Source organism: Streptomyces sp. DSM 40868 (assembly GCF_011820545.1).
Taxonomy (GTDB): Bacteria; Actinomycetota; Actinomycetes; order Streptomycetales; family Streptomycetaceae; genus Streptomyces; species Streptomyces eurythermus.
This window is the reverse complement of sequence record NZ_CP050504.1, coordinates 1,107,634-1,120,415: the sequence shown is the minus strand read 5'-3', so window position 1 is coordinate 1,120,415 and position 12,782 is coordinate 1,107,634. Positions and strand designations below refer to the sequence as shown.

Genomic DNA, 12,782 nt, shown 5'->3' with positions numbered 1-12,782 from the left:
CCGTGGACGGATGGTCCGCCGGCCGGCCGCGCGGTCGCACCGTGCGCACGCGTGCCGGGGGACGGCGGAGAGCGGTGACGAACAGGCCGCGCCCGTGACCGCTCGGTCCGCGCGGGTGACGCTTCGCGCGAGGCGGACGGCAGGCACGCCGCCGGTCGTGGTCCGGGGGCCGGTCCCCGGCCGGGGCCCCTGCGCACCCGCCCCGGCCGGGTCCGGCCGAAGTCCGGGACCACGGCCGCCGATACCTCCGTCCGCCGGGATTCGGCGCCCCGTCCGGCCTCCGCCCCACCGGCAGGGCGGTGCCCGCTCGATACCGTCCCCACCTCGGCGGACGCGCGACTTGTGCCGCGCGGGAGAGCGTGGAACGCTTCGGTCCGCCGGTCGCCGCGGGTCGTCGTGGGTCGTCGCGGGAGCCGGTCCCGGCGGTGCGGAACGGGCCGTGCGCGCGGCCGGGAGCGGGCACGGGCCCAGGGACGCGCGGGCCGGGCCACCGGGCGGTACGCCGGTCTCGGCGCCGGGCGCGCACGGGACCCCACCGCCGGGCCGGCCGCAGGGACGAACGGGGGAGTGGACCGATGGAGCTGGAGCTGCGGCACCTGCGGGTGCTGTGCGCGATCGCCGACGCGGGCAGCGTGGGCCGGGCCGCCGCCCAGCTGGGCTACTCGCAGCCCGCCGTGAGCACCCAGCTCCGGCGCATCGAACGGCACCTGGGCGAGCCGCTGTTCGAGCGCGGGCCGGGCGGGGTCCGGCCGACCCGGTACGGCGCCGAGGTCGTCGAGCAGGCCCGGGACGTGCTCGCGCGGGCCGCCGCGATCGGGCACCGCCCGGCCGCCGCCCGCCCCCGCCGCACCCTGCGGGTGGCCGCGACCAACTCGCCGATGCTGTCCGGTACGGTCTCCCGGGTCCGCGCCCGGCTGCCCGAACTGACCCTGGCCGTCACCAGCGTCTACGCGTCCTCGCGGATCGTGGAGCTGCTGGAGGACGGCGCGGTGGACGCCGCCATCGCCGCCGACTACCCGGGCATGGAGCTACGGCACTCGGCCGCCGTACGGCACCGCGGGATCGTCACCGAGCCCACCTTCGTCGCCCTGCCCGCCCGGCACCGGCTGCGGCAGAGCCCCCAGGTGCAGCTCGCCGACCTCGCCGAGGACGCCTGGTTCGTGACCCCGGACGACGGCGCCGGGTGGCCGGGGGTGTTCTACGACGCCTGCGCGGCGGCCGGGTTCACCCCGCGGACCGTGCACGAGTGGCTCGGCGACCAGACGCAGCTGCAGAGCATGATCGCCGACGGTCTCGGGGTGTCCATGGTGCAGCCGACGCTGCGGCCGATCCCGCACGTCGTGGTCAAGCCGCTGGTGGGCTCGCCGCTGTGGTGCCGCTATGTGCTGGCCTGGCGGCCGGACACCGTCCTCGACGACGTAGTGGAGACCATGGTCGGCTCCGCCACGGACGCCTACCGCGATCTCGTCGCCCAGGCCCCGCACCTGCGCACCTGGGCCTCCCGCACCTGGAGCGCCGCCGGGACGTAGGCACCCCACGCCGGCGCACCCGGCCACCGGAACCCCGCACCGGTCACCCTGCCGCGCCCGGCCACCGGAATCCCGGACGCGCTTTTGTCCCGGCCGCGGGAGAACCGGCGGTCCCCCGAACGGCGGGACCCATGCGCCGCGCGTGGTTCACGTGGCCCGCACCAGGTGGTAGACACGGCGGGGTCACGGTTCCTGTCCGCCAGCAGGAAGGTCACCGCCGTATGTCTGCAACACGCCGTCAGGTCCTGTCCGCAGCGAGCGCCCTGGGAGCGGGCATCGCCTTCACCGGGGCCCTGTCCGAGGTCTTCGCGGGTACGGCCGCCGCGCAGGGCCTGGGCCACACCGGCTATGGCCCGCTCATCCCCGATCCGAACGGCCTGCTCGATCTGCCGAAAGGTTTCCGCTACACCGTGCTGTCCCGCGAGGGCGACCCGCTCCGCTCCGGAGAGGGCCCGGTGCCCTCCCACCACGACGGCATGGCCGCCTTCGCCGGCAGAGCGGGCCGTACGCACCTCGTCCGCAACCACGAGAACCGGGCGACCGCGCAGATCCCGGTACCGACCGTCGGCGGCCTCACCTACGACCCGGCGGGCAAGGGCGGCTGTACGGCCCTGACGCTCGACCGGCACCGGCGGGTGCTCTCCGAGCGGGTCGCCATCGCCGGTACCGCCGTCAACTGCGCGGGCGGCCGGACCCCCTGGGGCACCTGGCTGACCTGCGAGGAAACCGAGGACAAAGCCGGCACCAACGGCTACACCAAGGACCACGGCTTCGTCTTCGAGGTGCACCCCACCGACCCGCACCGCACCGGCGCCGTGCCGCTGACCGCGCTCGGCCGTTTCCAGCACGAGGCGGTGGCGATCGACCCGCGCGACGGCGTCCTCTACGAGACGGAGGACGCCTTCCAGAAGCCGTTCGGCCTGTTCTACCGCTTCCTGCCGAACCGGCCGCTGGGCGGCGTCGGTTCACTGCGCGCCGGCGGCCGGCTCCAGGCGATGCGGGTGCCCGGCGTGGCGGACCTGTCGGAGATCCGGGAGACCGGGGCGCGCTTCGACGGCATCGAGTGGGTGGACGTACCCGACCCGCTGGCCGCCGCCACGCCGACCAGGTTCCAGGACTACGGCCCCGGCGGCATCACCCACGCGCAGAAGCTGGAGGGCTGCTACTGGGGCGGCGGCAGCGTGTACTTCGTGTCGTCCTTCGCGCGCGGCGCCGACGGTTCCGCGGCCGACCACTACGGCCAGGTCTGGCGCTACGACCCGGCGCACCGCCGGCTGACCCTGGCCGTCGTGTTCGGCCCGGACACCGACATACGGCTGCCCGGCGAGTCCCCGGACAACATCTGCCTCGCGCCCGGCGGCGGCCTGATGGTCTGCGAGGACGGCAACGGCGCCCAGCACGTCTTCGGGCTGACCCGCCGGGGCGAGGTGTACGCGCTGGCCCGGGGCCGGCAGAACATCGGGACGGACCGGCAGCCGGAGTGGGGCGAGTTCGCCGGGGTCACCTTCGCCCCCGACGGAGCGACGATGTACGTCAACTGCTACACCCCCGGCACCACGTTCGCCGTGACCGGCCCGTGGTGAGAACGGGCGGCTGAGGGCCCGATCGTGCCGGGCCGGGCGGAGGGCGCACACCCCCGGTCCGGCACGCGGGACACACGCCCCCCTCGACTCGCCGCGCCTACAGCGGTGTTATGGGCAGACGGTGTCATGTGCTATGTCACACGCCATTGTTGGTCCCGGTGCGCGCTGAGACAGTGCCTCACACGCCTCGACACCCCACAGAGGCACGCCACTTCGTGGAGGAAACCCCGATGCGCCATCGCTTCGCGCTGCCCGCCCGCGTGCCCAGAGGCGCCGCGGGCCGCATCGCCGGTGCCGTCGCCGTCTGCGTCGCCCTCGCCGGTGTGCCGGCCGCGCCCGCGCAGGCGGCACACCGGCCGGTCGCCGCCCCCCGCACGCACCTTCCCGCGCCGTCGCCGGCCGCCGCGTCCACCGCCGCCACCGAACGGCCCGCGGTCCGGCCCAGCCGGCTCGACCCGGCCCAACTCCCGCCGCGGCAGCCGACGTCCACCCGGTCGGCCCCGCGCACGGCGAAGGCCGGCTCCTGCGCCCCGGCCGACTTCGGGAGCCGTACCGGTTCCGCCCTCGTCGCGCAGGTGAAGGCCGCGACCCCGGACTGCGTCAACAGCCTCTTCGCCCTCTCCGGCGGCGACGCGCGCGCCGTCTTCCGGCAGGCCCAGATGCTGACCGTGGCGAACGCGTTCACCGGCACGGCCGGGCAGTACCAGGGCGACAACTCCGGCGGCCTGCTGCAACTGGTCCTCTTCCTGCGCGCCGGTTACTACGTGCAGTTCAACCACGCACAGGACGTGGGCACGTACACCTCCCGGCTCACCGCCGCCGTCACCGGTGGCCTGGACGCCTTCTTCGCCCGACCCCACTCGCGGGACGTCACGGAGGCCAACGGCGGCATCCTGGGCGAGGCCGTGACCCTCACCGACAGCGCCGACCAGCAGGACCGCTATCTGTATGTCTACCGGCGGCTGCTGACCGACTACGACAGCTCCTACGACGCCGTCGACAGCATGGTCAGGGCCGTCAACGACGTCCACACCCCGCTGTGGCGCGGCAACTGGAACCCGGCCTATGTGCGGGCGGTGCAGGCCGACCCGCGCATCGTCGACACCCTCTACGACTTCGCGCTGGCCCACACCGACCGGCTCGGCACCGCCCTGGCCTTCCTGGACTCCAACGCCGGGATGAACCTGGCCCGTTACGTCGAACACCCCGAACTGCGCGGTGTCGTACAGCCCTTGGCCGGCGACCTGCTGAACCGGACCGCGATGACCGGGCCGACGGCCGCGCTGTGGGTGGCCGTCGCCACCCAGGCCGCCGCCTACGACGGCGCGCACTGCGGGTACTACGGCGTCTGCGACCTGCCGGGGAAGCTCGACAAGGCCGTCCTGCCGGTCACCCACCACTGCGACGCGAACATCACCGTCCGCGCCCAGGCGATGACGGCCGCCGACCTCGACGCCGCCTGCGCGAGCGTGCTCGGCCAGGACGCCTACTTCCGCTCGGCCGTGGGGTCCGACGGGCCGATCCCCGGCCAGTACGCCTCCACCCTGCGCCTGGTGGTGTTCGCCGGCCGGTCCGACTACCAGACCTACGCCGGCGCCATGTACGGCATCAGCACCGACAACGGCGGCATGACCCTGGGCGGCGATCCGTCGGACCCCGCCAATCAGCCCGTGTCGATCATGTACCAGAAGGCCTCCGACGACGGTTTCCCGGCCCGGATCTGGAACCTGAACCACGAGTACACGCACTTCCTGGACGCCCGCGACGACATGAAGGGCGACTTCGCCCGGCAGGTGTCGGTGCCGGACGTGTGGTGGATCGAGGGCATCGCCGAGTACGTCTCCTACGGCTACCGCGGCCGCACCGACGACCAGGCGGTCCAGGAGGCCGGCCGGCACACGTACCGGCTGAGCACGCTGTTCGAAAGCACCTACGACAACAGCGATGTGACCCGCACCTACGCGTGGGGCCACCTCGCCGCGCGCTACATGGTCGAGCGGCACCCCGACGACGTCCGGCGCATGCTCGCCCGCTTCCGCACCGGTGACTACGCCGGCGGGTACGCCGTCTACCACGACGGCATCGGCACCCGATACGACGCCGACTTCGACCGGTGGCTGACGGCGTGCGCCGCGGGCGCGTGCGGCAAGCCGGCCCCGGCCTGACCGCACACCCGCCCACAAGGAACGGCCGCCGACCGCAGAGCCCGGTCGGCGGCCGCACACCTGTGCAAGGCCGGGCGGATCAGACCGCCGTCGCCGGGTACGTCGGGTACTCCACGCCCGAGACGTGCTGGACGACACGGACGACCTGGCAGGAGTAGCCGAACTCGTTGTCGTACCACAGGTAGAGGATCGCGTTGTCACCGTCGACCTTGAGGGCACCGGCGTCCACGATGGAGGCGTGGCGGGAGCCGATGAAGTCGCTGGAGACCGCGTCGGGAGCCGTGATGAAGTCGATCTGGCGCTTGAGTGGCGAGGTCAGCGACACCTCGCGCAGGTAGTCGTGGACCTCCTCGCGGGTGGTCTCGCGGGCCAGCTGGAGGTTGAGGATCGCGATCGAGACGTCCGGCACCGGGACACGGATCGAGCTGCCGCTGATCTTCGCCTTCAGGTCGGGCAGGGCCTTGGCGACGGCGGAGGCGGCACCGGTCTCGGTGATGACCATGTTCAGCGCCGCGGAGCGGCCACGGCGGTCGGACTTGTGGTAATTGTCCAGCAGGTTCTGGTCGTTGGTGAACGAGTGGACGGTCTCCACATGGCCGCGCAGCACCCCGTACTCGTCGTCCATGGCCTTCAGTGGCGGCACGATGGCGTTGGTGGTGCAGGAGGCGCAGGACAGGATCCGCTCCTCCGGCTTGACCGTGTCGTGGTTGACGCCGTGCACGATGTTCGGCACATCGCCCTTGCCCGGGGCGGTCAGCACGACCTTCTCGATGCCGGGGCGCAGATGCCGGGACAGGCCCTCGCGGTCGCGCCACTTGCCGGTGTTGTCGATGAGGATGGCGTCCCGGATGCCGTACTCGGTGTAGTCCACGGACGTCGGGTCGTCGGCGTAGATCACCTTGATGGCGTTGCCGTTGGCGACGATCGTGCCGTTCTCCTCGTCCACGGTGATCGTGCCCTGGAACTGGCCGTGGATGGAGTCGCGGCGCAGCAGCGAGGCGCGCTTGACGATGTCCTGGGCGCCGCCGCCGCGCACGACGATGGCGCGCAGCCTGAGGCCGTTGCCCGAGCCGGCCTTCTCGATCAGCAGCCGGGCGACGAGGCGGCCGATGCGGCCGAAGCCGTAGAGGACGACATCGCGCGGCTCGCGGCGCTCGATCTTGTTGGCGCCGGTGGCGCCGGCCACCGCCTCGGCGGTGAACTCCTCGACGCTCAGGCCGCGTTCGTCGGCCTTGTACATGGTGGCCAGCATGCCGAGGTCGATCTGGGACGGCCCGAGGTCGAGGGCGGTGAGGGCCTGCAGGAACGGCATGGTCTCGGTGACCGACAGCTCGGCGCCGGCGATCTGCCGGGCGAAGCGGTGGGTCTTCAGGATGCTGACCACCGACTTGTTCACCAGGGAGCGGCTGTGCAGCAGGACGGTCACGTCCCGCTCGCGGTGCAGCTTCCCGATGAGCGGGATCATCGACTCCGCGATCTCTTCGCGGATCTTCCAGTTGGTGAACGAGTCGTCGTTGACAGTCACAGATCCATCTTTCGAGCTAGGCAGCGCTCATATGATAACCACATGGCTGTGGCGGGTTTATAGCCCCCCGCAGGTCACCGCGCCGGGTGCCGGCGCCCGCGTCGCGGCCCGTCTGACGCCGGGCGCCGGCACCCGGCGTCAGACGCGCTGTTCCGGCCGCCGAGGCCGGCAGCGGGCGACCAGGCCCGCGACGGAGACCAGCAGCGCGCTGACCCACACCGGGGAGCGGTGACCGAGCCCGCCGTCGAGCGCGAAACCGCCGAGGACCGGGCCGAGCGCGGCGCCCACGTTCAGCGCCGACGTCGCGAACGCGCCACCCAGAAAAGGCGCGTCGGCCGCCTCGTACAGCACCCGTGTGACCAGCGTGGAGCCGACCCCGAAGGCCAGCAGGCCGAGGACCGGCACCAGGGCGACGGCCACGCCGGGCCGCCCGGCGGCCAGCGCGAGCGCGGCCCACCCGGCGAGCAGGGCGACGCCGGCGAGGGGCAGTACCGGCCGGACGCCCCGGTCCGCCAGCCGGCCCGCCGCCGTCACCCCGGCGAACGCCCCCGCGCCGAACAGCGCCAGCACCCCCGGCACCCAGCCGGCCCCGAGTCCGCACACCTCCGTCACCAGCGGCGCCAGGTAGGTGAACGTGCAGAACGTGGCGCCGTTGACGAGCGCGGCGAGGCCGAGCACCCACAGCAGCCGGGGACGGCGCAGCGCCCGCAGCTCCGTCCCCGCGCCCGGGACGGGTCCGCCGGCCGCCGGGCCGCGCGGCACCGACCGGGCGATCGCCACCAGCGCCGGGGCGGACACCAGGGCAACGGCCCAGAACGCCGAGCGCCAGCCCAGAAGTTGGCCCAGGGCGGCGCCGGCGGGCACCCCCGCCACACAGGCGAGCGTGGTGCCGCCGAGCAGGACGGCGGTGGCCCGGCCCTTGGCGTCCGGCGCGACCATGCCGGTCGCCGCCGTCAGACCGACGGCGAGGAAACCGGCGTTGGCCAGGGCCGCGACCACCCGGGTCGCGAGCAGGACGGAGAAGTCGGAGGTGAGCGCCCCTACGACATGGGCGGCCAGGAAAACCCCGAGGAACACCAGCAGCGACTGCCGGCTCGGCCGGCGCCGGCCGAGCAGCGCCGCGGCCGGCGCGCCCACGACCATGCCGACGGCGAAGGCGGACGTGAGCGTGCCCGCCGTGGGCACCGAGACCCCGAGGTCGCGGGCGATGTCCGGCACCAGGCCGGCCAGCATGAACTCGGACGTGCCCTGGGCGAAGACCGCCAGTCCGAGCAGATAGAGAGCGAAAGGCATCAGGACTCCACACACCGTGTCGCGTACGGGAAGCGAGCACGCGGACCCGCGACGGTCACGACCGGTCGGTGCGGTCCTGGAACGGACAGCGGGGGAAAGGCCGAGCGCGCGGGGCATCGCGTGCGGTCCCGGCCGGCACCGCCGCCCGCGCGGGGGCGACGCGTCACACGGACGAGTGAGGAGGCACAAGAAGAAAAAAGAGGTGCGTGCCGGTCCGGAACCCAAAGGACGGCAGCCCGGTGGTGGCCTGCGAACGACGAAAAGCCACCGGACGGCCGGTGGCTAGTGTCTGGATGCCTCGGGGCTGGACATGTCCCGCAGGCTAACGCGCGGACCCGGGCGCGCGCCACCGGGTTTTCCACGGCGGCGCGCCTGGGTGTGCGGAGCTACGTACGACCCCGGTGCGGGGTGGTGCGGGTCAGCGCGGATTGAAGATGACGCTGGCGAAGCGGGCGCCGCTGGGTGCCGACTTGCCGGCGGCGAGCCGCGTCGCCGTTCCCTTGCACCGCTTCTGGGTGTAGACGACGAGCGTCTTCTTCGTCGCGTTGCGGGCCCCGCGCGCCTCCTGGGCCATGTCGAAGCACTTGTTGTCCGGCGGGTTCTGGATGCTGTACGTCTTGCCCTCGGGACCGGTCCAGGCGAACGTGCCGCCGACGGCGAGCGCGGAGCCCGTGGCGGTCAGGGCGAGGACGAGACCGCCGAGCACGGCGGCGAGCGGACGACGATACAGACGCATGGGATGTCCTTCGGGTACTTCGGGATCGGGAGACGGCTGAAATCGGGAGACGGCTGAAGACGACGGAAGACGACGGGAAGACGGCAGACGACAACGGAAGACGGCGAGCGCGACCGGGAGGCGGGGAGCGCGGACCGGGCCGCCTCCGTAATCTCCCACCCCGGCCCGGGCCGCCCCCGGAGCCGACACGGGCAGGTCCACCGTTCGAGTGACGGCGGGCGGCCCGCGGGGACAACGGCCCGCAGACCGGTCGGGTGCGTTGCCCCGCCGGGGCCGTGCGAAGCCCCGGAAACGGGGTAGACGGGGGGACGCCCGAGGAAAGGACCGTCTCATGACGACCTACGTGATCAGCGTCCCCGGCACCTTCACCGCCGGGATCGAGGCCGACACCCGTACCCGGCTGGCCAGGGCGCTCCGGCCCGCCGATCCGCACGGCACCCGCATGGGCAGCGCGGAGGACCTGGACGTGCTCAGCGTCAACGACGACAACACCTTCACCCTGCGCCTGACCGTCGACGCGGACACCCGCCCGCACGCCGAGGAGGCGGCCCGCAGGCTCGCCGGCGACGCGCTGCGGGACGCGGGACTCGACGAGCGCAGCGCACCGCTCGGCCCCGCCGTGGTCACCGGCATCGACTCGGAGATCCGCTGATCATCCTAAATAGGTAAAATCTAGGCGTTTGCTGAAAATTCGGGTTACCGGCCCGTCGAGAGTCACCGCCCCGCCGGAAGTGATCGATGCCCCGCAAGCGCTCCACGGACGAAGGCGACGAGTTGCTCGCCCGACTCGGTTCGCTCACCGCCCAGGCGCGCCGCCGCGCTCAGCTCCAGCGGACCCAGGTCGAGCTGGCCGTCGCCCTCCAGCGGGGCATGCTCCCCCGGGACCTGCCCGACGCCCCCGGCGTCCATGTCGCGGTGCGGTACACCCCCGCCAACCTGGGCCTCAACGTGGGCGGCGACTGGTACGACGCCTTCACCATGCCCGACGGCCGGATAGGGCTGTCCATCGGCGACGTACAGGGGCACAACATCGAGGCCGCGGCCTTCATGGGCCAGGTCAGGGCCGGACTGCGGGCGCTCGCGTCGGTCACCGGGGAGCCGGGCGAGCTGCTGGCCCGCACCAACGACCTGCTGCTCTCCCTCGGCAGCGAACTGTTCGCGACCTGCACCTTCATGCGGCTCGACCCGGCCACCGGGGTGCTGGAGAGCGCACGGGCCGGACACATCCCGTTCGTGTGGGCCACGGCCGACGGGAAGTCCGGGGTGGTCGACGACGAGGGCGGACCACCGCTCGGCATCGAGCGGGGCGTCGAGTTCCCGGTCACCCGGCACCGGCTCACCACCGGCGGAGTGTTCGTGCTGCTCACCGACGGTGTCGTGGAGGGGCCCTCGCTGAACATCGAGGACGGCCTGGACCAGGTGGTCCGGCTCGCGGGCATCGCCGCCGTCGCCGGTCTGGAGGCCCACGCGCTCGCGGCGGCCGTGATCAAGGGCGCGGAGAGCGTCGGACACGAGGACGACGCCGCCGTCCTGGTCGTGGGCCTCGACGGCCCCTCCACCCTGGCCTGACCGCCCCCGGCCCGCTCCCGTGGCGGCCGGAAGAGCCGGGCGGGTGCCGGTGGTGGTGGGGCGACCGGACGACGGGATTTCGGCGTGGCCGGTGTCCAGGTGGCCGGGTCCCTTGGCGGCCGGGCGTCAGCCGACCGGCTTCGCGGCGGCGGGACGTCGGTCGCGGCCGGTGTCCAGCAGCGGGGTGCCCGGCGTGGCCGGTGTCCGGTGGCCGGCTTCTTCGGCGGCCGGACGTCGGGACGGCCGGGTTTCGCGGCGGCGGGCTCCGGTGTGGCCGGTGTGTGCAGTGGCCCGTCCGCTCGGCGGCCCGGCGTCCGGTCGGCCGGGGACCGTGGTGGCCGGTGTTCAGCCATAGGGCCGGACGAGAGCGTGGCTCGCCTCGCCGACCCGCGTCCGCCGGTGTGAGATGGCTGCTGTGGTGGGTATCGAGGAGCTGCGCCGTCCGGGCGGCCTTGTCGTCCGGGTGGTCGCCGTCGCCGTCTGCTACTACGCCGCGGCCCGGCTCGGCCTGCTGCGCGAGCTGACCGTCGAGGGTGCCGTCGTCACCCCCATCTGGCCGCCCACCGGCGTCGCCGTCGCCGCCCTGCTGATCTTCGGCCTGCGCTGCTGGCCCGGCATCACGCTCGGTGCCTTCCTCGCCGTGCTGTCCCTGACCACGCCCGGCGTCGAGGTCCTCGGGGTCCTGTCCGGCAACACCGCGGCGCCCCTGTGCGCGGCGCTCCTGCTGCGCCGGGCCGGCTTCCGCACCGACCTCAGCCGGTTGCGCGACGGCCTCGCCCTGGTGTTCCTGGCCGCGCTGGCGGCCATGCTGATCAGCGCGACCGTCGGAGCCGGCTTCCTCGTCCTCACGGACGGCCTGCCCGGCCACAGCTTCTGGCCCGTCTGGCTCGCCTGGTGGGTGGGTGACGCGATGGGCGTCCTCATCGTCACCCCGCTGCTGCTGGCGCTGCACCGCGCGCGCCTGCCACTGCCCCTTGACCGCTGGCGGGAGGCGACCGCGCTGGCCGTCGTCGCCTGCCTGCTGGTGCCGCTGGCCGCCTACAGCCCCATCAGCACGCTCTTCCTCGTCTACCCGGTCGTCATCTGGGCCGCGCTGCGCTTCCAGCTGGTGGGAAGCGTGCTCTGCGCGCTGCTGACCTCCGTGGTGGCCACCGCCGCCGCGACCGACGGCGTCGGCGCGTTCGCCGGGCTCGACCGGATCGAGGTGATGCTGAAACTCCAGGCGTTCAACGGCGCCACCGCCCTGACCGCGCTGCTGCTGTCCGCCGTGATCATCGAGCAGCGCAACACTCGCGACTCGGTGGAGAAGGCATGCCAGGAGCTGGTCGAGGTCCTCGAACATCTCACCGCGGGCGAGGCCCCGCCACCCCGGCCCCGCCCGCACCCCGGCGCCCCCGACGACCCTGGCGACCGCTCCGGTGCGTCCGGCATCCCATGACACCGGCGACCGCTCCAGCGCATCCCATGACCGGCCCGTCCGGGCCCGGCCACGACGACGGCTGACCCCCGGGCCGGTCCGCCCGCGCCGAGGACTCAGCGCTCCGAGCGGTTCGTCGGTCCCTCGTCGTCGCTGCCGGGCTCGGCGGCCGGGGTCCGGTCCGAGGCGGTACGGCGCTCGGGGACCGGCGGATGGGCGGCGCCGGTCGCGCCTGCCTGACCGCCGCCCGTCGTGCCGTAGCCCCCGGGGATGCCCGGCGGGGTGTCCGCGGCGGCCTGCGCCTCGCTGATGTGGCGCCGCGCCCGGACCCCGGCCCGGCGCTCCGGGTACGGGTAGTCGAACGGCTCGGCACCGGCCCGCTCCCGTTCCTCCTCGCGCCGCCGCCGCGCGGCCGCCGTCGCGTCCTCGCTCCGCCGGTCGCGGTCGTTCTGGTGCTCGTGCTCGTGTTCGCGTGCGTTCATGCGGCGCCGAGTACCCGGGCGGCGGCCACCGCCAACGTGCGTCCCGGGGTGCCGGACGGTGCCGCGCGGGCGGCGGGGGACGATGGGCCGGACCCGCACGGGCACCGGGCCGGACCGGGAGGGACAGGGCGCCATGTCCGGTAGCGGACGTGCCGCTCGCGGGCGTCCCCGGTGGTCAGCTGGAGGCTGGCCGCGCCCGTGGGGCACAGCCGGCCGGGGGAGTCGGGGTCGCCCTCGATCTGGGTGACCCGGCCGTCCTCGACGTACACGTTCTGGCCGCAGCCCACCGAGCGGTACGGGCGGACGGACTTCACCACCCGGTCGGCCGTGGCCACCGGGACGTCAGCCGGGCGCTCGCCGCGCTTTCGGCCCCGGCCCCCGGCCCAGCGGATCGGTGCCGGTGAGCCGGCGGTAGACCGGCCAGGAGGCGATCTGGGCGCGTACGCCCACGGCTGCTCCTCCCGCTCGGATGCCTCGATTGTC

At 73.8% G+C, this 12,782-nt stretch carries 10 protein-coding genes and 1 pseudogene; 6 read left to right on the top strand and 5 right to left on the bottom strand.

The genetic code is table 11. The annotated features are described in order from the left end of the window. Window positions 1-575 precede the first annotated feature (575 nt). The 3 genes from HB370_RS04825 to HB370_RS04815 all read left to right on the top strand — a co-directional run bounded on the left by HB370_RS04825 (window position 576) and on the right by HB370_RS04815 (window position 5,277). Entirely contained in the window at window positions 576-1,529 is a 954-nt protein-coding gene (locus HB370_RS04825; protein ID WP_030784556.1) for a LysR family transcriptional regulator, read from the top strand. 221 nt (window positions 1,530-1,750) lie between these two features. Then, complete coding sequence (locus tag HB370_RS04820) at window positions 1,751-3,112, top strand: alkaline phosphatase PhoX (RefSeq protein ID WP_030784559.1); 1,362 nt, start codon at window positions 1,751-1,753, stop codon at window positions 3,110-3,112. Window positions 3,113-3,342: 230 nt separating this feature from the next. After that, window positions 3,343-5,277: a collagenase gene (locus tag HB370_RS04815; RefSeq protein ID WP_051815761.1), complete on the top strand. Its 1,935-nt coding sequence runs from the start codon at window positions 3,343-3,345 to the stop codon at window positions 5,275-5,277. A gap of 79 nt (window positions 5,278-5,356) precedes the next feature. Here the strand turns inward: HB370_RS04815 and HB370_RS04810 are convergent, their stop codons facing one another. From HB370_RS04810 to HB370_RS04800, 3 genes are all read right to left on the bottom strand, one after another. Next, window positions 5,357-6,802: a glyceraldehyde-3-phosphate dehydrogenase gene (locus HB370_RS04810; protein ID WP_030784564.1), complete on the bottom strand. Its 1,446-nt coding sequence runs from the start codon at window positions 6,800-6,802 to the stop codon at window positions 5,357-5,359. 138 nt (window positions 6,803-6,940) lie between these two features. Further along, complete coding sequence (locus tag HB370_RS04805) at window positions 6,941-8,095, bottom strand: Cmx/CmrA family chloramphenicol efflux MFS transporter (protein WP_063766427.1); 1,155 nt, start codon at window positions 8,093-8,095, stop codon at window positions 6,941-6,943. Window positions 8,096-8,513: 418 nt separating this feature from the next. Then, a complete protein-coding gene (locus tag HB370_RS04800) occupies window positions 8,514-8,831 on the bottom strand; it encodes a hypothetical protein (RefSeq protein ID WP_037701907.1) in 318 nt (105 codons plus the stop codon). Window positions 8,832-9,162: 331 nt separating this feature from the next. Here HB370_RS04800 and HB370_RS04795 point away from each other — a divergent pair, with 331 nt between their 5' ends. The 3 genes from HB370_RS04795 (at window position 9,163) to HB370_RS04785 (ending at window position 11,838) form a co-directional block, all read left to right on the top strand. Continuing rightward, window positions 9,163-9,483 (top strand): hypothetical protein, encoded by a 321-nt coding sequence (locus tag HB370_RS04795; protein ID WP_030784573.1) that lies wholly within the window; start codon window positions 9,163-9,165, stop codon window positions 9,481-9,483. A gap of 86 nt (window positions 9,484-9,569) precedes the next feature. Beyond that, window positions 9,570-10,400 carry a PP2C family protein-serine/threonine phosphatase gene (locus tag HB370_RS04790; protein WP_030784576.1) on the top strand — a complete coding sequence of 277 codons (831 nt, stop codon included), beginning with the start codon at window positions 9,570-9,572 and terminating at the stop codon, window positions 10,398-10,400. Between the two features lie 406 nt (window positions 10,401-10,806). Then, window positions 10,807-11,838: an MASE1 domain-containing protein gene (locus tag HB370_RS04785; RefSeq protein WP_208974372.1), complete on the top strand. Its 1,032-nt coding sequence runs from the start codon at window positions 10,807-10,809 to the stop codon at window positions 11,836-11,838. Window positions 11,839-11,933: 95 nt separating this feature from the next. Here HB370_RS04785 and HB370_RS04780 read toward each other — a convergent pair whose 3' ends face one another. Continuing rightward, window positions 11,934-12,299: a hypothetical protein gene (locus HB370_RS04780; protein WP_030784582.1), complete on the bottom strand. Its 366-nt coding sequence runs from the start codon at window positions 12,297-12,299 to the stop codon at window positions 11,934-11,936. A 158-nt stretch (window positions 12,300-12,457) separates the two neighbouring features. After that, a pseudogene (locus HB370_RS41720) lies at window positions 12,458-12,749 on the bottom strand (hypothetical protein); the annotation flags it as partial. Window positions 12,750-12,782 lie beyond the last annotated feature (33 nt).